The sequence below is a fragment of the Actinoplanes sp. NPDC089786 genome (assembly GCF_040684855.1).
Taxonomy (GTDB): domain Bacteria; phylum Actinomycetota; class Actinomycetes; order Mycobacteriales; family Micromonosporaceae; genus Actinoplanes.
Genome location: NZ_JBFBGU010000008.1, coordinates 157,784 through 180,581, shown reverse-complemented (window position 1 = coordinate 180,581; position 22,798 = coordinate 157,784). Strand labels below are relative to the sequence as shown.

At 70.7% G+C, this 22,798-nt stretch carries 21 protein-coding genes; 7 read left to right on the top strand and 14 right to left on the bottom strand.

Features of this window, described 5'->3' with window-relative positions:
* Positions 1-53: 53 nt before the first annotated feature.
* Positions 54-971 carry an alpha/beta hydrolase gene (locus AB0O15_RS24260; RefSeq protein ID WP_364322440.1) on the top strand — a complete coding sequence of 306 codons (918 nt, stop codon included), beginning with the start codon at positions 54-56 and terminating at the stop codon, positions 969-971.
* 17 nt (positions 972-988) lie between these two features.
* Here the strand turns inward: AB0O15_RS24260 and AB0O15_RS24255 are convergent, their stop codons facing one another.
* The 4 genes from AB0O15_RS24255 to AB0O15_RS24240 all read right to left on the bottom strand — a co-directional run bounded on the left by AB0O15_RS24255 (position 989) and on the right by AB0O15_RS24240 (position 5,482).
* A complete protein-coding gene (locus AB0O15_RS24255) occupies positions 989-1,354 on the bottom strand; it encodes a hypothetical protein (protein WP_364322438.1) in 366 nt (121 codons plus the stop codon).
* Positions 1,351-4,578, bottom strand: coding sequence for an SseB family protein (locus AB0O15_RS24250; RefSeq protein WP_364322436.1), 3,228 nt, complete (start codon positions 4,576-4,578; stop codon positions 1,351-1,353). Before AB0O15_RS24250 ends, AB0O15_RS24255 begins: the two co-directional genes overlap by 4 nt.
* A gap of 258 nt (positions 4,579-4,836) precedes the next feature.
* Positions 4,837-5,130 carry a WXG100 family type VII secretion target gene (locus tag AB0O15_RS24245; protein ID WP_364322434.1) on the bottom strand — a complete coding sequence of 98 codons (294 nt, stop codon included), beginning with the start codon at positions 5,128-5,130 and terminating at the stop codon, positions 4,837-4,839.
* Between the two features lie 19 nt (positions 5,131-5,149).
* The gene (locus tag AB0O15_RS24240) at positions 5,150-5,482 is read right to left on the bottom strand and encodes a WXG100 family type VII secretion target (protein ID WP_364322432.1); all 333 of its coding nucleotides are present in this window, start codon (positions 5,480-5,482) and stop codon (positions 5,150-5,152) included.
* Positions 5,483-5,815: 333 nt separating this feature from the next.
* On the opposite strand from AB0O15_RS24240, the gene eccE reads away from it, so the two are divergent.
* The 3 genes from eccE to rarD all read left to right on the top strand — a co-directional run bounded on the left by eccE (position 5,816) and on the right by rarD (position 9,158).
* Complete coding sequence (gene eccE, locus AB0O15_RS24235) at positions 5,816-7,681, top strand: type VII secretion protein EccE (RefSeq protein WP_364322430.1); 1,866 nt, start codon at positions 5,816-5,818, stop codon at positions 7,679-7,681.
* A gap of 75 nt (positions 7,682-7,756) precedes the next feature.
* Complete coding sequence (locus AB0O15_RS24230; protein WP_364322428.1) at positions 7,757-8,146, top strand: phage holin family protein; 390 nt, start codon at positions 7,757-7,759, stop codon at positions 8,144-8,146.
* Between the two features lie 61 nt (positions 8,147-8,207).
* Entirely contained in the window at positions 8,208-9,158 is a 951-nt protein-coding gene (gene rarD / locus AB0O15_RS24225; protein ID WP_364322426.1) for an EamA family transporter RarD, read from the top strand.
* A 34-nt stretch (positions 9,159-9,192) separates the two neighbouring features.
* On the opposite strand, the gene AB0O15_RS24220 is transcribed toward rarD, so the two are convergent.
* The 3 genes from AB0O15_RS24220 to AB0O15_RS24210 all read right to left on the bottom strand — a co-directional run bounded on the left by AB0O15_RS24220 (position 9,193) and on the right by AB0O15_RS24210 (position 11,280).
* Positions 9,193-9,909, bottom strand: coding sequence for a zf-HC2 domain-containing protein (locus AB0O15_RS24220; RefSeq protein WP_364322424.1), 717 nt, complete (start codon positions 9,907-9,909; stop codon positions 9,193-9,195).
* Positions 9,906-10,421, bottom strand: coding sequence for a sigma-70 family RNA polymerase sigma factor (locus AB0O15_RS24215; protein ID WP_364322422.1), 516 nt, complete (start codon positions 10,419-10,421; stop codon positions 9,906-9,908). The genes AB0O15_RS24220 and AB0O15_RS24215 overlap by 4 nt, the downstream gene beginning before the upstream one ends.
* Before the next feature lie 61 nt (positions 10,422-10,482).
* Entirely contained in the window at positions 10,483-11,280 is a 798-nt protein-coding gene (locus tag AB0O15_RS24210) for an IclR family transcriptional regulator C-terminal domain-containing protein (protein WP_364322420.1), read from the bottom strand.
* Between the two features lie 170 nt (positions 11,281-11,450).
* Between AB0O15_RS24210 and AB0O15_RS24205 the strand changes: the two genes are divergently transcribed.
* A complete protein-coding gene (locus tag AB0O15_RS24205) occupies positions 11,451-12,611 on the top strand; it encodes an MFS transporter (protein WP_364322418.1) in 1,161 nt (386 codons plus the stop codon).
* Here AB0O15_RS24205 and AB0O15_RS24200 read toward each other — a convergent pair.
* Positions 12,589-13,602, bottom strand: coding sequence for a polyprenyl synthetase family protein (locus tag AB0O15_RS24200; RefSeq protein WP_364322654.1), 1,014 nt, complete (start codon positions 13,600-13,602; stop codon positions 12,589-12,591). The two genes, AB0O15_RS24205 and AB0O15_RS24200, sit on opposite strands and share 23 nt — an antisense overlap.
* Positions 13,603-13,805: 203 nt before the next feature.
* On the opposite strand from AB0O15_RS24200, the gene AB0O15_RS24195 reads away from it, so the two are divergent.
* Both AB0O15_RS24195 and AB0O15_RS24190 read left to right on the top strand, forming a co-directional pair.
* A complete protein-coding gene (locus AB0O15_RS24195; protein ID WP_364322416.1) occupies positions 13,806-14,396 on the top strand; it encodes a GrpB family protein in 591 nt (196 codons plus the stop codon).
* 295 nt (positions 14,397-14,691) lie between these two features.
* Positions 14,692-15,069 carry an HAD-IA family hydrolase gene (locus tag AB0O15_RS24190; protein ID WP_364322414.1) on the top strand — a complete coding sequence of 126 codons (378 nt, stop codon included), beginning with the start codon at positions 14,692-14,694 and terminating at the stop codon, positions 15,067-15,069.
* 1,059 nt (positions 15,070-16,128) lie between these two features.
* On the opposite strand, the gene nuoN is transcribed toward AB0O15_RS24190, so the two are convergent.
* From nuoN to nuoI, 6 genes are read right to left on the bottom strand one after another with little or no spacing between them, the layout of a single operon-like run.
* A complete protein-coding gene (nuoN, locus tag AB0O15_RS24185; protein ID WP_364322412.1) occupies positions 16,129-17,661 on the bottom strand; it encodes an NADH-quinone oxidoreductase subunit NuoN in 1,533 nt (510 codons plus the stop codon).
* 2 nt (positions 17,662-17,663) lie between these two features.
* On the bottom strand, positions 17,664-19,199 hold the full coding sequence (locus AB0O15_RS24180; protein ID WP_364322410.1) for an NADH-quinone oxidoreductase subunit M: 1,536 nt from the start codon (positions 19,197-19,199) through the stop codon (positions 17,664-17,666).
* Positions 19,196-21,121 carry an NADH-quinone oxidoreductase subunit L gene (gene nuoL, locus AB0O15_RS24175; protein WP_364322408.1) on the bottom strand — a complete coding sequence of 642 codons (1,926 nt, stop codon included), beginning with the start codon at positions 21,119-21,121 and terminating at the stop codon, positions 19,196-19,198. Before nuoL ends, AB0O15_RS24180 begins: the two co-directional genes overlap by 4 nt.
* Positions 21,122-21,134: 13 nt before the next feature.
* Positions 21,135-21,434 (bottom strand): NADH-quinone oxidoreductase subunit NuoK, encoded by a 300-nt coding sequence (nuoK, locus tag AB0O15_RS24170; RefSeq protein WP_364322406.1) that lies wholly within the window; start codon positions 21,432-21,434, stop codon positions 21,135-21,137.
* Positions 21,431-22,204, bottom strand: a complete 774-nt coding sequence (locus tag AB0O15_RS24165) for an NADH-quinone oxidoreductase subunit J (protein ID WP_364322404.1) — start codon at positions 22,202-22,204, stop codon at positions 21,431-21,433. Before AB0O15_RS24165 ends, nuoK begins: the two co-directional genes overlap by 4 nt.
* The gene (nuoI, locus tag AB0O15_RS24160) at positions 22,201-22,797 is read right to left on the bottom strand and encodes an NADH-quinone oxidoreductase subunit NuoI (RefSeq protein ID WP_364322402.1); all 597 of its coding nucleotides are present in this window, start codon (positions 22,795-22,797) and stop codon (positions 22,201-22,203) included. The genes AB0O15_RS24165 and nuoI overlap by 4 nt, the downstream gene beginning before the upstream one ends.
* Position 22,798 lies beyond the last annotated feature (1 nt).

Sequence of the window (22,798 nt, the reverse complement as noted above, 5' to 3'; positions counted from 1 at the left end):
CGCCCGGGGGCTGCGGCCTCCGGGCGCTCATTGCTGCGCGTAGCCTCTTCGGCATGGTGGACGACTCGTTCGTGCTGATCGAAGGCCCTTGGACCCACCGGTTCGTCGGCGCCAACGGCAGCCGGTTCCACGTGGTCGAGGCCGGCACCGGGCCGCTCGTGCTGTTCCTGCACGGCTTCCCCGAGTTCTGGTGGGCCTGGGCCGACATCATGACCGAGGTGGCCGACGCCGGCTTCCGGGCCGTCGCGATCGACCTGCGGGGCTACGGCGCGAGCGACAAACCACCGCGGGGGTACGACGGCTACACGCTGGCCGCGGACATCACCGGCCTGATCCGGGCCCTCGGCGAGCGGTCGGCGATGATCGTCGGGGCGGGCGCGGGCGGCATGATCGGCTGGGCCGCCGCCGCCTTCCACCCCCAGATGGTCACCCGGATGGTCGTGCTCGGCGCGGCCCACCCGCTGCGGCTGCGCGCCGCCCTGTTCGTCGACCCGCGCGGCCAGTTCTCGGCGACCGCCCCGATCCTCAAATTCCAGGTGCCACGGTACGAACACGTGCTCACCAAGGACGACGCGGCCGAGGTCGGCGAGCTGATGGCCCGGTGGAGCGGCCCGGCGTGGACGTCCACGCCCGAGTACGCCGACTACGTCGCCAAGTGCCGGACAGCCATGCAGATCACCCAGACGGCGTTCTGCGCGCTGGAGGCGTACCGCTGGGTCTTCCGGTCGATGCTGCGGCTGCAGGGATACCGGTTCGTCAAGGCGATGCAGAAGCCGCTGACCACGCCGACGCTCCACCTGCACGGGGAGCTGGACACCGCGGTGCTGGCGCGCACGGCCCAGGGCTCGGGGCGCTACGTGGTGGCGCCGTACGAGTGGCGGCTGCTCCCCGACGTGGGCCACTTCGTGCACCGCGAGGCCGCGTCGGTGGTCACCGGCGAGATCCTGCGCTGGGTGAAGACGAGCTCTTAGGAAATGTGAGACAGATCCTAGACCCGGTGCTCGTAGAGGTCGGACACCTCGTGCTGCGGCGCCCAGCCCTGGTAGACGCCGTAGTCGAACTCCTCCAGCCCGAGCTGCAGGGCGATCGGGGCGCGTCCGCCGGTGTACTCGACGCGCAGCCACTGCTCCGACTCGGCGAGCACGATGAACGGCTGGCCGCGCCACGTACAGGTGGTGCGTACGTAGATCAGCTCGTCGTACTCGTGCTGGCGCAGCACCCGGACGAACCGCCCCGGCCGCACCTCCTCGAAGCCGTCGCCGGCCTCGGGCGCGTAGATCCGTGCGTCGTCACCGTCCGGGGCAGCCTCGTACTCCCGCCCCTGCCAGTTGACCACGTAGCCGTCCCGCATCACTGCTCACCGACCTTGCGCCACTGCGGGCCGTCGGCGTCGAAGATCGCGACCATCCGCTCGGTGCCGTCCGCATCCATCCGCCACAGCTGCGCGCCGTGCGGCAGCCGGACACTGTCCACCTTGAACTCGGCGATCACGTCGCGTCCCTCGCCCGGGGCGAAACCGTTGCCCCGGAACGGCGGCCGCTCGATCACCCAGCCGTCCATCGCCCGCAGCGCCTGCTCGCTCTGCCCGCCGTAGGGAATGCGGTACAGGCTCGGCCGGTACGCGGGCCAGCGCAGCACGAACGCCTCCTTGGCGTCCGGCGGGAACGGCGACCCCTCGTGGACCAGGCCCAACGCGGCGAACAACTCGGCCGGCGTACGCAGGTGCTCGACCTCGTTGGCCCGGTGCACGAAGCCGGCCACCCGGTCGTACGCCCGCTCCAGGAAGAAGTCGATCTGGCCCGGCAGGATCGTCTTCTGCATCACGGTGGCGTGCTGCGCGGCGTCGCTGGCCCGCTGCGGCAGCGGCGCGGGCTTCTCCACCCGCTCCTCCGGCTCGGCGCCCAGGCCGGCCTCGTCGGCCCAACTGGCCAGCGCGATGACCTGCGGGCCCGGGTACTTGGCGCCGACCGGCGAATCGGGGTTGACCGCGAACGACCAGTTCGGGTCGGGCCAGTTGCGGATCAGCTCGAGGAACTTCGCCGGGGCCGTGCGCACCGGGTGGTCGTGGTACTCGGACAGCCGGTCGCGGCTGGTGAACACCACCAGGAACGGTCCGCCGTCCATCTCCTCGGTGCGGAAGACGAAGCCCGACTCGCCCGGCGTGCTGCCCGGCCGTGAGTTGTCGGCGACCGGCACCAGCACCGTGGCCAGCAGCAGCGTCGACAGGAAGGAGTCGGTGCTGTGCTCGTCGGCGGCGGCCAGCAGGTCGCGTTCGGTCGCGTTGGCCGGGGTGAAGTCGGCGGCCCGGTCGGGCGTCGCCGATTCGGCCGGGACTTCCGGTCGCCGGCTTTCCGGTCGTGAGGCTTCCGGCCGCTGGGCTTCCGGCCGCGGGCTTTCCGGTCGTGAGGCTTCCGGCCGTGGGCTTTCCGGTCGCGCGCCCGCGGGCTGGGCGAACGGGGTGCGGGCCGGGTGACCGGCGTCGGCGCCCGGAGTACCCGGCACGACCGGCGGCATGTAGCTCGGCCGGGCGGGGGCCTCGGTGGGCGGCGCGGTGCGGCTGCCGGACAGGGACTGCGCGGCGGCGGCCATGCTCGGCGGGGTCTCGCCCGGCTGCCGGCGGGGCAGGCCAGGCGGTGCGGCGTCCGGTGTGGAAGGTGCCGCGCCGAGATGCCCGGGTACGGGCGGAGTCTGCGCCATCGGGGTACGGGTGGGCAGCGGGGCCTTCAGATCCTGCAGCGGGGGCAGGGCGCCGGGCGGGCCGCTCGTGGGCGTCGGAGCGCCGGGGCCGGCCGGAACACCGCTGACCGGCCGGCCGCCGGGCGCCGCGCCGCTGATCGGAGCGTTGTCGGCCGGGCCACCGCCGGTGGGGACCGTGCGCCGGGGCAACCCGCCGATGCTCGGACCGGAGCCGTCGCCGGCCGGGCCGGTGTTCAGCGAGGACGGCGGGCCGCTGGTGGGAGCGCCGCTGGCCGGCGCGCCCCTCGTCGGAAGCGCACCGGGCGCACCCGGCGAACTCGGCGGGGCGGACGACGGCGCGGTGCCGGCGGGCATGCTCGGCGGGCTGTAGGCGGCCGGAACCGCGTCGGCCGGCGCGTCACCCGGGGTCCGGCCGTAGCCGCCGGGCACGAAGCCGCTGCCGGCCGTGCCGGTCGGCGTCTGACTTGCCTGCGGGACGCGCGAGGGCAGGCCGCTGGGCAGGACGGCGCCTGGATTCCGGATCGGCAGGCCACCCGGGCCGACCTGTCCCGGCTCGCCGGAGGGGTTGCGCTCCCCCGGCCGCTGCGGAGCCCCACGAGCGGGAAGGCCACCCTGCGCCGGCTCGCCGGACGGGCTGCGCGTGGGAAGGCCACCCGGACCGCTCTGCGCCGGCTCACCGGACGGAGTGCGGGTGGGAAGGCCACCGGGGCCGCTCTGTCCCGGCTCGCCGGACGGGCTGCGCGTGGGAAGGCCGCCGGGGCCGCTCGTCGGTGCGGGCGGGGCGCCGGGGAAGCTTGACGGCGCGGCGCTCGAGAAACTCGGCGCGGCGCTGGCCGGCGCGGCGCTGGGGAAACTCGGCGGGGCGCTGGCCGGCGCGGCGCTGGGGAAACTCGGCGGCGCGCTGGCCGGCGCCGCGCTGGTCGGGGCGCTGGGGAAGCCCGGCGGGCCGCTCGCCGGGGCCGCGCTGGTCGGAGCGCCAGGGAAGCTTGGCGGCGCGCTGGCGGGCGACGAGGTCGGAACGCGCGACGGGAGGGCGGGCGCGGCCGGACCACCCATCCGGGTGCCGGTGATGCCACCGGAGGGGGTCGCGGGACCGCCGCTCAGCCCAGGGGCGCCACTGGCCGCGGGAGCCGCGCCGCCGCCGGTCGTGCGCGGTGGCCGGTTACCGAAGGCGGCCGCGGCACCCGGCGTGCGTTTCGGCTCGAGCCCAGACTTCTGCTCGGGCCCGTCGGGCGGGAAGGCACCGGCACCCGGCCGGAAGCCCCCGTCGCCATCGGGCCGGAAGCCGGAGTCAGCGCCGGCGCCGGGCAGGCCACCACTCGCCGCGCCGGCCATCGCACCAGCGGCGGCAGAGCCACCCGCGAGAGCAGAGCCACCCGCAGGAGCAGCGCCACCGGTCGGCGGCATCGGCCCGCCCTGCTGGCTGGACCCGGACTTGCCACCCAGGGCGGCACCGGCCAGGTCTTGCGTCTCACGTCCGGGCCCACGCTTGGGCAGGCGCACGTCGCCGCGCGACAGCTGCGCCACGAACCAGGCCGGAAGGTAACCCTCGATCGGCAACCCCGGGTTGACGGCGAGCCACCACTCGAGGTTGGGCCAGGTGTCGGCGAGTTCGGCGTAGGCGACCCGGCGCGCCGAGCCGGTGTAGTCAGCCAGACAGGCCTGTAGCGCGGACGGAGAGGTGAATGCGAGCACGTGTGTTCGCCCGCCGGTGCTCCACGTACCCCAGCCCAACGGCGCGAGGCCGGCGAGCGCGTCCGCGGAGACGGGCAGGAGCAGGTCCACACCGGCGAGGATGCGGAAGTAGGACTCCTGATCGTCGGTGCGCAAAGCGTCGCGCATCGCCCTCTCGGCGTCCGTCGCCGGTTCCCACTCGGACACGCTCACTCTCCCAACGCGCGCGAACGAGACCATCTCAACGCGTACAACCTACAAGGTCAGGCGACGATCACAATGGGCGGCAGCGGGCAGACAACCAAGTTGGGTGTATACCGACGCGCAAAGACTGTCACAGCGACAACCGAATCACCCTGTGACCGACGACCATCACAGAAGGTAGCGTTATCGGCCGAATCAGGCAATGGACAGACTGCGGCCGGGACCACCCCCGGGTCGGAGCGGGTCCCGGCCGCCGGTCGATCACTGGAAGCGGTTGGTTGCCCGCTTCTCCGTTTCCTGGTAGCCCGTGGCAGCCTGGTCGACCGCGTTCTTGATCGACTGCAGGATCTGCTTGAGGTCGTTCGCGGAGGTCTCCCAGGTGGTCTGGCGCTGGTGGTAGGCGGTCTGGGCCTCACCGCTCCAGGTTCCGAGCAGCTTCTTGCCCGCGGAGTCGAGGTCGGCCAGGTCGGCGTCCAGCTTGTTGACCGCGGACTGGATTTGCTGGCTCGCGTTCGCCAGCGAGGACCAGTTGACGAGAAGCACACCGTCGTTCATCAGATCTCCTTCTCGTCCCTCAGAGCGGCAGCGTGTAGCCGGTGCTACCGGTCTTGGAGACCGACGACGCGGCCTCGCTGTCGGTCGTGTCGTAGCTCGTCGCGGACTCACGGATCGACGTGGCGGTGTCGGTGAGCGCCTTGCTGAGCGTCTTCAGGTCGGCGTCGTACTGCTGCCGGACCTTCTGGAACTCGCCCGCCGCAATGCCCTTCCAGCCTGCCTGCAGCTCCGTCAGCTGTCCCATGAGAGTGTTCAACATGGACTGAATCGACGAGTTGGTGTTGTCGAACTTGTTGGCGGTATCCGCCATTTGCTGCGACTGTGCTTCCGTCTGGGCCACCCCGGACGTCACCCCGCTTTCTCGCTATCGGTCATCGGACGGCTCGGCCGGCGGATCCATGCTGGACCCAGTTTGCAACCGAGGACATCGATGCAGATTTCAGGTTAACCCCTGCGGCCGAACCTTGGGGGGCACCCCTGAGCTGGGCATCGATGAGTTACGAAGCCCGACGGTAGCGGGGTGCGCGGTACGGCGGAAGTCCGGTTACTCAAACTGTGGACAACCGCCGCCCTGTGGATAACCACGCCCGGTCACCCGCCCCCTGTGAAACTGGTCCGCGCCATACGATGTGGCGCACAAGGCGAAGACGCCGACAGATATGTCCCGGGGGAAGGGAGCGCGCGGGTGACTGCGGAATTGGCCGGCCGACGCGACTATCCCGGCCTCAGCGGGGGCATTCCCCCACAAACCCGGCCACGGGTCCGGCCATTGCGCCGCGGCCGCCTGTTCGGCATGCGGACCGGCCAGCTGGTCAGCACCCAGATCGCCGCGGTCCTGCTGGTGGTCGGGGCGGTCCTCGGACCGATCGCGCTGGCCGGCGCCGCGATGCTCGCGGTCATCCTGCTGGCGATCACCTGGCTGCGGCTGCGCGGCCGGTGGGCGTTCGAGTGGATCAGTGTCGGGATGCGTTATTCCGGCCGGCCGCACACCGTGACGCTGGACAGCTCGCCGACCGCGGTGCTCCAGCTCGCCTCGCCCGGCGCCCGGATCGAGCAGACCGAGCTCGGCGGCGACCAGGCCACCGTGATCGTCGACGGCCACGGCATCACCGCGATCCTCGAGCTGGGCGATCCGGCCGGCCTGCTGGCCGAAGACCTCCTGCGGCTGCCCACGCCGGCCTCGCTGCTGCCGCCGGCCGGCGGCCCCGACCACCCGCCGTGCCGGGTGCAGATGATCTTCACCGGGGTGCCCGCCCCCTCGGTCCGCGCCGGCAACGGCACCCCGGCCAACTCGTACCGCCAGCTCACCGACGGCCGGCTCCTCGGGCACACCCGGGCGCTGATCGCGGTCCGCGTGCTGTCCGGCGAGGGCTGGTCGGCCGAAGACCTGCGGCGCTCGCTCTCCGGGCTGGTCCGCAAGATCCCGCGCCGGCTGGGCGAGCTGCCGGCCCGGCCGCTGGGTGAGGCCGCCGCGCTCCGGGTGATCGGCGAACTGGCCCACGACGACGCCATCGGCCCGGCCCAGGAGATGTGGCCCGGCCTGCGGATCGGTGGCCTGACCCAGGCGACGTACCGGCTCGACCGCTGGCCCGACCTGGCCGCCGAGAGCGCCCAGCGCCTGATCGGCCGGATGCTGGCGCTGCCCGCCGCGGCCACCACGGTCAGCCTGACCGCCGGTCCCCGCCACGAGAACGGCGCGCCGACGGTCGCGGTCGACCTGACCGTCCGGCTGGCCGCCCCCGACCAGACCACGCTGGGCTTCGCCGCGCAGGCGCTGCGCAAGATGGTCGCCGCCGAGCGGGGGCATGTGCGCCGGCTCGACGGCGAACACCTGACGGGGTTCGCGGCCACCCTGCCGCTGGGTGGCGGCCCGCTGACCGATGTGCCCGGCCGCCCCGCCGACGGCGCGCTGCCGCCGGCCGTGATGGACGGCCTCGACCTGAGCCTCGGCGCGGCCGGCATGATGGTCGGCCGCAACCGCGCCGGTGAGCCGGTGGTGGCCCGGATGTTCCGGCCCGAACAGACCCGGGCGCTGCTGGTCGGCGGCGTCCGCTGCGCCCAGCTGATCTCGCTGCGGGCGATGGCGCTGGGCGCCCGCGTGGTCGTCCAGACGGCCCGGCCCCAGGCCTGGGAGCCGTTCGTGCGGGGCGCGGCGGTCCCGGGCGAGGCGATCGCCGTGGTGCCGCCGGGGCGGGCGGTGGAGATCCCGCCCGGTTCGCCCCTGCACCCGCTGCTCGTGGTCGTCGACGTCGGCCCGGTCGGCGCCGACCCACGGCCCGGCGCCGGCTGGCAGGCCACGCTCGTGGTGCGCGACGACTTCAGCGCCGCCGACATCGACGTGGCCTCCCGCGCCGACCTGTTGATCGTGCAGCCGCTGCGGGCCGACGAGGCCAATCTGATGGGTACCGCGATCGGCCTGGGCGAGACCGCCCAGTGGCTGACCCGCATCCGCCCCGACATGGTCGGCCTGATCAACCGCCGCGCCGTCCGCTGGGCCGCCCTCGCCCAGACCCCGATCGAGGCCCAGCTGATCGGCCCGCCCGGCCGTTAGCGGGCCCCATAGACGTCGGAGAGATCGCGGAGTGTCGGCTGGACCGGTAGCGCGATCGTGGCACCATCCGTTGCCATGGGCATCCTCATCCGGCTCGTCATCACGGCGGTGTCGCTCTGGCTCGCGACGGTGCTGATCAGCGGCATCGAGCTGACCACCGACTCGCTGCCCGGCAAGGTCGGCACGCTGATCGCCGTGGCGGTGATCTTCGGCCTGGTCAACGGCATCCTGCGGCCGATCATCAAGGCGATCGGCTGCGGCTTCTACGTCCTGACCCTGGGCCTCATCGCGATCGTGGTCAACGGCCTGCTGTTCCTGCTGACCAGCTGGATCGCGGGACAGTTCGACCTGCCGTTCCACGTCGACAGCTTCTGGCCGTCGGCCGTCCTCGGCGCCCTTCTCGTCGGCGTCGTCAGCTGGCTGCTCAACGCCCTGGTCCCGGACGGCGGGGACCGGGACGACTGACCGGACGTGAGTTGAGACATATGCAAGGAACAGACGGCAGGGCGGCCCTTACCGTGAGGGAATGACCGAGGAGCGGCGCGGATATCTGTACGGGCTGAGCGCGTACGTGCTCTGGGGCTTCTTCCCGATCTACTTCAAGCTGCTGCGGCCGTCGTCGCCGTTCGAGATCCTGGCCCACCGGGTGATCTGGTCGGTCGTCTTCGTGGCCCTGGTGCTCGCCGTGATGCGCAACTGGCGGTTCCTGGGGCGGCTGATGCGCGACCGGCGGCGGCTGCTCGGTGTGATGCTCGCGGGGCTGCTGATCGGCGTCAACTGGGGCACGTACATCGTCGGGGTCAACTCGTCGCGGGTGGTCGAGACCGCGCTGGGGTACTTCATCACGCCGCTGGTCGTGGTGCTTCTCGGTGTCACGGTCATGCGGGAACGGCTGCGGCGGTGGCAGTGGCTGGCCGTCGGGATCGGCGCGGTCGCCGTGGCCGTGCTGACCATCGACTACGGGCGCCTGCCGTACATCGCGCTGATCCTGGCCGCCAGCTTCGGCTCGTACAGCCTGATCAAGAAGCGGCTCAACCTGCCGCCGGCCGAGGGTCTGTTCGTCGAGTCGGCGGTGCTCGCCCTGCCCGCGCTCGGATTCCTGACCTGGCTCGGCCTGACCGGCGAGGCCACCGTGGGGCACGTGAGCGCCGGCCACACCGTACTCATCGTGCTCTCCGGGGTGGCCACCGCCGTCCCGCTGATCCTCTTCGCCGGCGCGGCCAACCGGGTGCCGCTGGTCGGGCTCGGGATCATGCAGTACGTCGCGCCGATCATCCAGCTCGCGGTCGGCGTCCTGATCTATCACGAGCCGATGCCGGCCGCCCGTCTCGCCGGGTTCACGCTGGTCTGGGCGGCGCTGATCATCTTCACCGTGGACGGGATCCGCAACGCCCGGCGGACCGCGAAGATCAAGAGGGCGGCGGCCGGGCCGACGGCCGCCACCGTCGAACCGGCCGCCGCCCTACCGCCACGCTGACGAGAGCCTGAAGGCCCGGAGCCGAAAGGCCTCGTCAGGGGACGTCATAGGCGAGCAGCACCTTGCCGTCACCACGCACCAGCTCGAGCCGGGAGAGACTCCCGTCGCCGATGTACGTGTTGCCGCTCATGGTGAACTCCTTGCCCGGCGACGCCGTCCAGGAGCCCAACTGGTCCTCCTGGTCGTCCGCGCCGTGCGCGACCAGCCGCACCGTGTACGGCTTCAGGTCGGGAGCGTTCTTGTTGTAGACGCACTTCAGGTCGATCTTCGTGCCGCCCGGCGCCTTGGTCAGGCCGATGTCCGCGGTCAGGGCCACCCCGTCGGCGACCGTGCTCATCTGCCGCATCGCCACCGACTGCTGCGGGTTCGTCGACGGCGACGTGGTGCCACCCATCACGAACATCGCGCCGATGCCGACGATCAGCGCCAGCACGGCCGCGGCCAGGGCGGTGCTCAGCACCCGTACCCGCGTCTTCTTCTGCTCTCTGCGTCTCGTGCGCTGCGCGGCGGTGACCAGATGGGAGGCGCGGCTCGGAGGCGGCGGCGCCGGCTGGGTCAGCGACGGGTCGAGGAGCTTCGCGAAGTCGGCCGGCTCGAGCCGGCCCAGCAGACCGGGCAGCACCGCGATGTCCGCGACCGCTTCCCGGCAGAACGAGCAGGTCGAGAGATGCCGCTCGTACGCGGCCCGCTCGGCGGGCGACAGGGCACCGAGGACGTACGCGCCGTCGTCGTGCTCGTGCTCGCACCTCATGCCGTCACCCCCATCTCGTTCAGCGCCATCTTCAACGAGCGCAACGCATAGTGCGTGCGCGACTTCACTGTGCCCGGGGGCACCCCGAGCCGTGCGGCGGCCTCGGCCACCGAATGTCCTCGGTAGAAGCACTCGACCAGGACGTCACGATGTTGCTGGGACAGCCGTCCGAGCGCCTCGGCCACGGTCCATGCTTCGACCGCGCGATCCGCCTCGTCGGTATCCGGTGGTGGTTCGGGCATAACGTCGGTCATCACCTCACCCACCCGCACCGACCGGCGTCGCCAGGCGTCGATGGCCAGGTTTCGCGCGGTGGTGAACAGCCATGACCGCACCGCACCACGTTCCGGGTCCAGCGCCTCGGGATACCGCCAGGCCCGGAGCAGGGTTTCCTGCACCAGATCCTCCGCCTGCTGCCGGTCTCCTCCGGAGAGCCGGACGGCGTGGGCGTAGAGGGCATCCCCGTGTTCGTCCTGCAGAGCACGAAGCAGTTCGGCTTCCTGATCGTCCAAGAGCCCGCCCTCCCTCGTGTTCCACCCGTTCTTACGTGTGGAGGGAGAGAGCGGTTCAAACTCACGCGGTAGCCGCGTCACCACCCGATGACAGCGCCTCCGCGACGTTGCGCGCCGCCGCGGTCAGCTTGGCCCGGACCACCCGGGCCGACGTGAGCATCTCGGCCGCAGGCAGCGAGCAGGCCAGCACCAGCCGGCGTTCCATGTCGCGGTCGGTGATCACGGTGACCGCCGCGCAGGCCACGCCCTGCCGGAACTGGCCCATCTCCAGCTGCATGCCACGCCGCTCGCCGGCCGCCAGGTCGGCTTCGAGGGCCTCGGTCGTGGTCAGCGTGGCCGGGGTGAACGGCCGCATGCCGTAGTCGCGCAGGTATCGCGCCCGCTGGTCGGCGGTGAGCGTGGCCAGCAGCGCCTTGCCCAGCGCGGTCGCGTGGCCGCCCTCGTCGAACCCGGGCGTCATGTCGTCCATGAACGGGGAACGCGCGCCGTCGGCCGACGCGGTCACCGCTATCCGGCCGCCGACGAACCGGCCCAGATAGTGGCTGTATCCGGTGTCCACCGCGGCTCGGCGCAGCGCCTCGCCCACGGCGGGCGGGCCGCGGAAGGCGGAGACGAGCTCACGATAGCGATCGGCGATCTCCAGACCCACGATGTACGTGCCGTCCTCACGACGGATCACATAGCCCTCGTAGGCCAAGGTTCGGACAAGGTGATACGTCGTCGCGACGGTGAGTTCGCACCGCCGGGCGATCTGTTTCACGGTGAGTCCGCGCGGAGCACGTCCCACCGACTCGAGCACACGCAACGCGCGTGACACGCTCCGGATGAGATCTGACGGCTCCGCCAGAGGGTCGCGCACAGCCACCTCCGACGCCGGGGACTTACACCATATGAATAATCTTCCCCTGACGGAATGCCAAATGCGTGTGGATCCTGGTCGATTTGCACGAGCCGTGTGGTCATTCCCACTGAGCGTGCCTGGATGCATCACACAGGCTTAGTCTGCGGATGATGGCTACCACCTCTCCGATGCTCACGAAAAGGCGTCCGGTCCGCGCCGTCACCGGGGCGCTGACCACGACGATCGCGGTTTCCATCCCGGTATTCCTGGTCGGTGGCCTGGCCGTACAGATCGGTGACGATCTCGGCTTCTCCCCGGCCGGACTCGGTCTCGCCGTCTCGGCCTATTTCGGGGCCAGCGCACTGGCGTCGGTACCCGCCGGCGCACTCGCCGAAAAGTTCGGTTCCACGAACGTGTCACGTGTGGCCATCGGATTGGCCAGTGCGTCGTTACTGGCCATCGCTCTCGGCGCCCGATCGCTGTGGAGTCTGGTCGCGATCCTGGCCCTCGGCGCCGCCGCCAACGCGATGGGTCAGCTTGCCAGCAACAGCAGCCTGGCCGAGCACGTGCCGCCCCGCCGGCAGGGGCTGTCGTTCGGGGTGAAGCAGGCGGCGATCCCGGTGTGCACACTGCTCGCCGGGGCGTCGGTGCCCGTGATCGCGCTCACGCTGGGCTGGCGCTGGGCGTTCGCCCTGGCCGCGGTGCTGGCGATCGGCGCGCTCACGCTCGTACCCAGGCCGAACGACGCCAAGCGCAAGTCGCGCGGAGAGAGCGGGGACCGGGCGACCGCGGCGCTGATCGTGCTCGGGGCGGCGGCGACGCTCGCGGCGGGCGCGGCCAACGCGCTGGGGACGTTCCTGGTCGATTCGGCGGTGGAGCGCGGCATCTCGCCCGGACCCGCCGGCCTGACCCTCACCCTGGGCGGCGCGGTGTGCGCGCTCGCCCGGATCACCGGCGGCTGGCAGGCCGACCGGTTCCCCGGCCGGCAGGTCGGAGTGATCGCCGGGCTGCTGGCGGCCGGCGCGATCGGGCTGGGGCTGCTGGCCGTGTCGGGCACGGTGCCACTGGTCATCGGCGTGCTGATGGGCTTCGGGCTGGGCTGGAGCTGGCCCGGTCTGATGAACTTCGCGGTGGTCCGGCTGCACCCACAGGCGCCGGCCGCCGCGACCTCGATCACCCAGACCGGGGTGTACGCCGGAGGCTGCCTCGGCCCACTGGGGCTGGGCGCGGTCGCGACGATGGCCGGTTACCCGACAATGTGGACGGTCGCGGCCGTGGCGATGTTGCTGGCCGCTCTCCTGATGTTCGTGGGGAGCCGGATGTTGCTCAGTTGGTCCGGTCGGCGATGAAGTCGCAGAGGGCTTCCATCGCCGCCTTGGACGAACCATCCGGCAGCGGCGCCAGGCTGGCGCGGGCCTCTTCGGCATACCACCGGACCGTCTCGCGCGCCCGCTTCATCGCCGCCGAATCGCGCAGCAGGCCGAGCGCCTCGGCATGCAGGGCGTCGTCGGTCACCGGGCCGATCGCCAGGATCTCGCGCAGCCGCACCGCCGAGGCGTCGTTGTCGTCGTCGGCCAGCGCGTAGAGCACCGGCAGCGTCGGAACGCCCTCGCGCAGGTCGGTGCCCGGCGTCTTGCCCGACTGCACCGACTCGGACGTGATGTCGAGCAGGTCGTCGGAGAGCTGGAAGGCGATGCCGATCGTCTCGCCATAGCCGGCCAGGGCCTCGATGTGTTCCGGCGCCGCCCCCGAGAACAGCCCGCCGAAGCGCGCCGACGTCGCGATCAGTGACGCCGTCTTCTCGGTGATCACACCCAGGTAGTGGTCGATCGGGTCGCTGCCGCGCGGCCCCACGGTCTCGGCGATCTGGCCGTGGACCAGCCGCGAGAACGTACGCGCCTGAAGCCGCACCGCCTCGGGCCCCAGCGACGCCGCGATGTCGGCCGCCCGCGCGAACAGGTAGTCACCGACCAGGATCGCCAGCGAGTTGCCCCAGCGCGCGTTGGCGCTCGCCGCCCCGCGCCGCACGGCTGCCTCGTCCATGACGTCGTCGTGGTAGAGCGTCGCCAGATGTGTGAGCTCCACCACGAGCGAGGCATCGATGATCTCGGGCCGCCCCGGGTCGCCGAACTGGGCCCCCAACGCCAGGATCAGCGGCCGGAACCGCTTTCCGCCGGCTTCCATCAGATGTCGTGCCGCCTCGGCCACCAGCGGATCGGCGCTGGCCACGTTGCTGCGCAGCGCCACCTCCACAGACGCCAGCGTCGCCGTCACGACCTCATCGACGCTGGCGTCGATCTCCAGGCCGAGCGCCGCGAGCGCGCTGTCACCGGTGCTCATCACGCTTTCACGATGCCATACGGGTCCGACACTTCCCGTGCCAGGGTTATCAAGATCATCCTTGGGTACGCGCGCAGCCCCTGCTCGTCCGCGCCGACCGGCCAGTCGGTGCGAACGCTCCGCGCCCGCTTCCGGGTTGTCCCGACCGGTCCGGCCAGCCCGGCCCGGCACCGTCAGTGGCGGGTGGTCGGTAACGTCGCGTCATGCGCCTCCCTCCGCTGCCCGTGGCGGCCCCCGCCCTGACACCGGAACAGATGGCGCGGCGAGCCGTGGGCGACCGCCCCACCGAGGTGAGCCAGCCGATCACGGTGAGTGAGTACGACCCGGAGTGGCCGGCCCGGTTCGCGCGCGAGGAAGACCGGATCCGGGCGGCCCTCGGCGACCGCGTCCTCGCCCTCGACCACGTCGGCTCCACGGCCGTGCCCGGGCTCCCGGCCAAGGACCGCGTCGACATCGACCTCATCGTGGCCGACCCGGCCGACGAGGACGCCTACGTGCCCGCGCTGACCGCGGCCGGCTACCGCCTGGCCACCCGGGAACCGGACTGGTACGAGCACCGCGCCCTGTGGACCGCCACCCACGACGTCAACCTGCACGTCTTCGGCCCCGACTGCGACGAGCACCTGCGACACCTGATCTTCCGCGACCACCTGCGCGCCCACCCCGCCGATCGCGACCGCTACGCCGGCGTCAAACGGCGGGCCGCGGCCGACCATCCGATGAGCATGGCCGGATACGTGGCCGCCAAGGCCGCCGTCGTCATCGCCATCCTGCGCCGGGCCGGCCTCGTCTGACCACTGTGGAACCCCTGATCTTCGATCTCTACAACACCCTGCTCGACGGCGCCGACGACGAACGCGACGTGGTGGTGGCCGAGATGGCCATGGTGGTCGGCGTCGCACCGGAAGCTCTGGTCGAGTCCTACCACGACAGTTGGCGGGTACGGCTGATCGGCTGGACGGTCGAGGAGACCATCACGATTCTCGCCGCCCGCGTCGGTGGCCGGCCCAGCCACGAGCAGGTGGCCGCGGCGGCCGAGATGCGCCGGCGTTGGCTCGCCGGCTGCTCAGCAACGTACCCCCGTCGACTTTGGACTCGCTGGATCGCCTGCGCGCCAACGGCCATCGTCTCGCCCTGGTCAGCAACGCCACCTCGGAGACGGCCGAGGCGTGGCCGGACACCCCGCTGGCGTCCCGCTTCGACGCGGCCGTCTTCTCCAGCTCGGTGGCCCTGGCCAAGCCCGACCCGGCGATCTACCGCCTCGCCGCCGACCGCCTCGACGCCGCGCCCGAGACTTGCCGCTTCATCGGCGACGGCGCCGACGACGAACTGGACGGCGCCCTGAAGGCCGGGATGACCGTGATCCGGACCACCGAGTTCCGGGACAGCGCCCCCTGGTGGACCGGCCCCACCATCAGCGCGCTTGAGAGCCTTCCGGGTGGAGGTCTGCTGCATCGCTCGCGCTGATCATGGACTGAGCTTGGTTGCCAGGCGCCCGGGCTGCCCGCTCGCCCTCCCTGCCGCCGCTCACGCTCCCGACCAAGCCGCGCATTCGCAGCGCCGCGGACGGTGTCCCGGCCGCCCCTACACCGTCACGACCAGTGGTAGGACAGCCCGGCATCGCGGCCCCGAATACCGTCAGGACCCACCACTGCCACGAACCGTGGTAGGACAGCCCGGCATTACGGTCCCGAACACCGTCAGGACCCACCACTGCCACGAACGGTGGTAGGACAGCCCGGCGTCGCCCGACCGGACACTGTCAGGACCTACCACCTGTGCCGGGCAGCCAGGGCGAGGGGCGGCAGTGAGGGTGAGTCGGCAGCCCGGGCGCCTGGAAACCCCCGGCCGCTCGGCCAGCCAGCTGCCCGACGCTCGATTTTCCGTGCGCCAGACGGTCCTGCCGCTCAGACGACATCGTCCGCCCAGCCGCGGTCAAGGTGGCGCCCAACGCCGACGGACTGATTTCGATCTTGACGAGCGCGAGCGCACCGCCACCTCCCCCACCCCGGCACTGGGTGGGCCAAACGTTAGGCGGCGGCTACGACAATTTCGGACCGACATCCACAGGCGCGGCGCGGCTCTTCGCGATGAGAGCAAGGCGCGGCTCTAGGCGGAGAACGCAAGGCGCGGCACGAGGTGGAGAAGGCAAGGAACGGCACTTGGCGGTGAGGGCAAAGCGCGGCGCTAGGCGGAGGGAGAGCAAGGCGCGGCAAGGTCATGGGGGTAAGAGCAAGCGGTCGCAGCCCGGAAGGCGAGAACAAGCGCGGCGCGGCTTTTGGTGGTGGGAGCTTGGATCACGCACCCGGCAGGGTGTGGTCATCCGCTCATGAGCCGCCAGGCGAATGGATGGCCGCGCCCGGTGCCCGCGGGAGCATACGTCTCGGACCCACAACGAACGCGGGAAAATAGATCTTCAGGAACTTGATCTTCAAGAGACGAGAAACAAGAGACAAGAAACAAGAAACGGCAGCGCCTTGAACGAAGCAGCCCCGGCCGACAATCGACCGGGGCTGCATCAGCGAATCATCTGACGAATTGGGCGGCGTCCGTGGTGAGGTCCAGCAGGGGTGCCGGGGCGATGCCCAGTGCCAGCGTCGCCAGGAAGCCGATGGCCAGGGCGGCTGAGGTCATGGCGCCGGGCACGGAGACTGTGGGGGTCGACTCGCCGGGCTCGCTGAGCCACATCATGACGACCACCCGCAGGTACGGGAAGGCCAGCAGCATGCTGGTGATCACGCCGAAGATGACCAGCCAGGTCTGTCCGCCCTCGATGGCCGCGCCGAAGACCGCGAACTTGCTGGTGAAGCCGCTGGTCAGTGGGATGCCGGCGAAGGCCAGCAGGATGAACGTGAACAGGCCGGCGAACAGGGGACTCTTACGGCCCAGGCCGGCCCACCGGGAGAGGTGGGTGGCCTCGCCGTCGGCGTCGCGGACCAGGGTGACGACGGCGAAGGCGGCCAGCACCGAGAAGCCGTAGGCGACCAGGTAGAACATGGTGCTGGACAGGCCGCTCTTGTTCAGGGCCAGGGCGCCGACCAGCAGGTAGCCGGCGTTGGCGACCGACGAGTACGCCAGCAGCCGCTTCATGTCGGTCTGGGTGACCGCCAGGACGGCGCCGACCAGCATGGTGAGGACGGCGATGGCGCCGAGGACGGGCTGGAAGTCCCAGCGGACGCCGTCGAAGGCGACGTAGAGGATGCGCAGCAGCGCGCCGAACGCCGCGACCTTGGTGCACGCCGCCATCAGGGCGGTGACCGGAGTCGGCGCGCCCTGGTAGACGTCGGGGGTCCAGACGTGGAAGGGGGCCAGCGCGCCCTTGAACAGCAGGCCGATGGCGACCAGGGCCAGGCCGGCGAAGAGCAGCACCTCGCTGCGCTGGGGGGTGGCCACCGCGTCGTGGATCTGGCTGAACTGCACGCCACCGGAGAAGCCGTAGATCATGGCCACGCCGAACAGGAAGAAGGCCGAGGCGTACGAGCCGAGCAGGAAGTACTTGAGCGCGGCCTCCTGGCTGAGCAGGCGCCGGCGGCGGGCCAGCGCGCACAGCAGGTAGAGCGGCAGCGAGAAGACCTCGAGCGCGACGAACATGGTCAGCAGGTCGTTCGCGCCGACGAAGAGCAGCATGCCGCCCAGCGCGAACATGGTCAGCGGGTAGACCTCGGTGGCGCCGGGCTCGCTGCCGGCCTGCTTGAGGTCTTTCTGCGAGCCGACCGTGATCGCCGCCTGGGAGACGAACGCGCCGCCCTTCTCGATCGACCGCTCGCCGATCAGCAGCAGCGACACCAGGCCGAGCAGCAGGATCGCGCCCTGCAGGAACAGCGTGGGACCGTCCACCGCGACCGCGCCGCCGATGGTGACCGTGCGCTTGCCGTGGAAGACGATCACCGTGACGAACGCGGCGACCGTGGCCAGCATGGCCAGGGTGAGCTGGACCGGGTGGCGGGACCGCTTCGGCGCGAGCGCCTCGATCAGCACCCCGATGCAGGCGGCCCCGAAGAGGATCAGCATCGGCGCCAGGGCGCCGTAGTCGATCGCGGGTAGTTTGAGGTCTCCCATGGCTACGGAGCCGTCCTTCCGTTTGCGACCGCCGTCGGGCCCGGATCCTGCGTGCCGACGTCCTGCATGGTCGCCTGTACCGCCGGGTTGATCACGTCGGTGATCGGCTTCGGGTAGAAGCCGAAGATGATGAGCAGCGCCACCAGCGGCGCGACGACCACCTTCTCGCGCAGCGTGATGTCCTTCGTCATGGCCGGCACCTCGGCGAGCGCGGGGTTCAGGGTGCCCTGCGTGGTGCGCTGGATCATCCAGAGCACGTACGCGGCGGCCAGGATGATGCCCGCGGTGGCGACCACGGCCCAGGCCGGGTGCACAGTGAACGTGCCGACCAGGACCAGGAACTCGCTGACGAACGGGGCGGTGCCGGGCAGCGCCAGCGACGCCAGACCGGCGAAGAACATCACGCCGGCCAGCACCGGGACCAGCTTGCCGGCCCCGCCGAAGTCGCTGACCAGGGCCGAGCCGCGCCGGGACACGAACATGCCGACGACCAGGAACAGCAGGCCGGTGGCGAGGCCGTGGTTGACCATGTAGAGCACCGAGCCGGTGCCGCCCTGCGTGGTGAAGGCGAAGATGCCGATGCCGATGAACCCGAAGTGCGCGATCGAGGTGTACGACACCAGCCGCTTGAGGTCGTTCTGGCCGACCGCGAGCAGCGCCGCGTAGATGATGCCGATCACCGCGAGGGCGATCGCGACCGGCGCGAACCAGCGTGACGCCTCGGGGAACATCGGCAGGCAGTAGCGCAGGATGCCGAAGGTGCCGACCTTGTCCAGCACGCCGACCAGCAGCGCCGCGGCGCCGGCCGGGGCGGCGCCACCGGCGTCGGGCAGCCAGGTGTGGAACGGGAAGAACGGCGCCTTGATCGCGAAGGCGATGAAGAAGCCGAGGAACAACCAGCGGCCCGCCTCGGTGCCGATGTCGGCGTTGACCAGCGTCTGCCAGTCGAAGGTGTTCTCACCGGCGACCACCCACACGCCGATTACCGCGGCCAGCATGAAGAGGCCGCCGACCAGCGAGTAGAGGAAGAACTTGACCGCGGCGTACTGCCGGCGCTGGCCGCCGTAGCTGCCGATGATGAAGTACATCGGCACGAGCATGACCTCGAAGAACACGTAGAACAGGAAGATGTCGGAGGCCGCGAAGACGCCGATCATCGTGCATTCGAGGGCGAGGAGCAGGGCGAAGTAGGTGGGCACGCTCCGGTTGGTCTGTTCCGCGTCGTGCCACGACGCGAGGATGACCAGGGGTACGAGCACCGCGATCAGCATCAGCAGGACCAGGGCGATGCCGTCCACCTCGAAGGTGAAGCGCACGCCCCAGTTGGGGATCCACGGGTACGACTCGCGGAACTGGAAGCGTTCGCCGCCCACCTCGTAGGCGATCCACATCAGGACGCTGAGCACCAGCACGACCAGCGACCAGACCAGCGCAACAGTCTTGGCCAACTGTCCCTTGGCCTTCGGGATGAACGCGACCACCAGCGCGCCCACCAGCGGGAGCAGCGTGAGAATCGACAGGAACGGGAAGTTCTTCACGCCAGCCATCCCAACTGAACGGCGAGGAAGGCACCGACGACCAGGACCGCGCCGGTGAGCATCGAAAGGGCGTAGGAGCGCACGAACCCGGTCTGGAGCCGCCGCAGCCGGCCGGAACTGCCGCCGACCCCGGCCGCGATCCCGTTGACCACGCCGTCGATGCCCCTGTTGTCGAGGTAGACCAGCGCCCGCGTCAGGTAGACGCCGGGCTTCTCGAACACCGCCTCGTTGATCGAGTCGGTGTAGAGGTTCTTGCGGGCGGCGGTGACCACCACGCCGGCCGGCTGCTCGGCCAGGGCGGTGCCGCGGCGGAACATCGCGAAGGCGGTGCCCGCGCCGAGCAGCGAGACCGCGACCACCAGAAGGCTGATCACGATGGCCGGCATGACCGGCTCGTGTTCGCCCTCGCCGGTCACCGGCTCGAGCCAGGCCGGGATGGCCGAGTGCCGGCTGAGCAGGAAGCCCGCCACCATCGAGCCGAACGCCAGCAGCATGAGCGGCACGGTCATGATGGCCGGCGACTCGTGCGGGTGCTTGTTGTCCTCGGTGTACCGCTCCGGGCCGTGGAAGGTCAGCACGAACAACCGCGTCATGTAGAAGGCGGTCAGGCCCGCGCCGACCAGGGCCGCGGTGCCGAACAGCCAGGACGTCCAGTCGCCGCGGGCGTACGCCGCCTCGATGATCGGGTCCTTGGAGAAGAAGCCGGACAGCGGCGGGATGCCGATGATCGCCAGCCAGCCCGCCATGAAGGTCAGCCAGGTCCACTTCATGTGCTTGCGCAGGCCACCGAACCGCCGGATGTCGACCTGGTCGTGCATGCCGTGCATGACCGACCCGGCGCCGAGGAACATGTTGGCCTTGAAGAAGCCGTGCGCCAGCAGGTGGATGATGGCCAGCGCGTACGCCCCGCCACCGAGCCCGACACCCAGGAACATGTAGCCGATCTGGGAGACCGTCGACCAGGCCAGGACCCGCTTGATGTCGTCCTTGGCCGCGCCGATGATGCAGCCCATCAGCAGGGTGAGCGCGCCGACGCTGACCACGATGGTCTGCAGCGTGTGGTTGGCCGAGAAGATGATGTTCGAGCGGGCGATCAGGTAGACGCCCGCGGTCACCATCGTCGCGGCGTGGATCAGGGCCGAGACCGGGGTCGGGCCCTCCATCGCGTCCGGGAGCCAGGCGTGCAGCGGGAACTGACCGGACTTGCCGGCCGCGCCGAGCAGCAGCAGGAGGCCCAGGATCAGGACCGTGGTCGCGGACAGCGAGCCGACGCCGTTGAAGACGTCGGAGTACTGCGTGCTGCCCAGCGTCGCGAACATCAGGAAGATGCCGATGGCCAGGCCGGCGTCGCCGACCCGGTTCATCAGGAACGCCTTCTTGCCCGCGGTGGCCGCCGACGGCCGGGTGTACCAGAACGAGATCAGCAGGTACGACGCCAGACCGACGCCCTCCCAGCCGAAGTACAGCATCACGTAGTTGTTGCCGAGCACCAGCAGCAGCATGGCCGCGACGAACAGGTTGAAGTATCCGAAGAACTTCCGCCTGCCCTCGTCGTGCTCCATGTAGCCCACCGCGTACAGGTGGATGAGCGAGCCGACACCGGTGATCAGCAGGACGAACACGCCGGACAGCGGGTCGAACAGCAACCCGAAGTCGACGTGCAGGCCGCCCACCACGATGAAGTCCCACATGCTCAGCTCGGCCGAGCGGCCTTCGGCGTCCAGCCCGCTCAGGCTGAGGAACATGGTCAGGCCGAGGACGAACGTGACGGCGACGGCCAGCACGCCCAGCCAATGGCCCCACCGGTTGGCCCGCTTGCCGAGCAGCAGCAGGACGGCCGCGCTGGCCAGCGGAATGGCCACCAACAGCCAGATACCGCTCAGCAACCCCGTGGCCGGGGCATACTCCACTGTCGCTTCCACTCCAAATGCCCCTTTAGTACTTCAGCAGGTTCGCGTCGTCGACGCTCGCGGAACGACGCGTCCGGAAGATCGACATGATGATCGCGAGGCCCACCACGACCTCGGCCGCGGCGACCACCATCACGAAGAACGAGATGATCTGGCCGTCCAGGCTGCCGTTGATCCGGCTGAAGGTGACCAGCGCGAGGTTCGCCGCGTTGAGCATCAACTCGATGCACATGAACAGCACGATCGCGTTGCGGCGGATCAGCACGCCGGCCGCGCCGATCGTGAACAGGATCGCCGCGAGGATGAGGTAGTAGTCGGGTGTCACTTCTCGGTCCTCTTCGGCTCGGCCTCGCGCGTCGTCAACTCACGCACGGGGAGAATCGGCGAGATGCTGCGCTCGGACCCGTTGCCGTCGGGCAGGCGGGCGGGCACGGCAACCGACATGGTGTTGGCGTAGACGCCGGGACCGGCCTTCGGGCCCGGGTAGCTGCCCGGCCGGAACCGGGCGGTCATCCGGGTGACCTGGTCGGCCAGGTCGGCCTTGGTGCGTTCCACGTGAGCCATCACCATCGCGCCGACCGCCGCGGTGATCAGCAGGGCCGAGGTGACCTCGAACGCGAACACGTACCGGGTGAACAGCAGCGAGGCCAGCCCCTGGACGTTGCCGTTGGCGTTGGCCGCGGTCAGACCGGCCGACGCGGTGCCGCTCAGCGCGCGGGCCAGGCCGGCCGCGACCAGGGCGGCGAAGCCGATGCCGAGCACGATCGCGGCGACCCGCTGGCCGCGCAGCGTCTCGATCAGCGAGTCGGACGCGTCCCGGCCGACCAGCATCAGCACGAACAGGAACAGCATCATGATCGCGCCGGTGTAGACGATGATCTGCACCGCGCCGAGGAACGGCGCCGAGTTCATCACGTAGATGAAGCCCAGGCAGAGCATGGTGACGACCAGCCAGAGCGCGGAGTGCACCGCGTTGCGGGCGATGACCATGCCCAGCGCGCCGATCACCGCGAGCGTGCCGAGGATCCAGAAGCCCACGGCCTCACCGTTGGAGACGTGGTCGGCGGCGGCGGCGAGCACGACGTCCGGGCTCATCGTGCGCCCTCCTTCGCCGCTTCCCCGGTTCCGTCGACGGCCTCGTTGGTCGACCACGGCGCCCGCTCGGCGCCGGCCGAGGTGCCCGGGTTGGTCAGCGCCCCGAGGTAGTAGTCCTTGTCGGTCTCGCCGAGGCGCATCGGGTGAGGTGGCTGCTCCATGCCCGGCAGCAGCGGCGCCAGCAGTTCCTTCTTGGTGAAGATCAGGTCCTGCCGGTTGTCCCGGGCCAGCTCGTACTCGTTGCTCATGGTCAGCGAACGGGTCGGGCAGGCCTCGATGCACAGGCCGCAGAAGATGCACCGGGCGTAGTTGATCTGGTAGATGCCGGCGTACCGCTCACCCGGCGAGAAGCGCATCTCGTCGGTGTTGTCGGCGCCCTCGACGTAGATCGCGTCGGCCGGGCAGGCCCAGGCGCACAGTTCGCAGCCGATGCACTTCTCCAGGCCGTCCGGGTGCCGGTTGAGGATGTGCCGGCCGTGGTAGCGCGGCGCCGGCGTGGGCGGCGTGAACGGGTAGTCGGTCGTGATGACCTTGCGGAACATGTGCGCGAAGGTCACCCCGAAGCCCTTGAAGGAGCCGGTGAACGTGCCCACG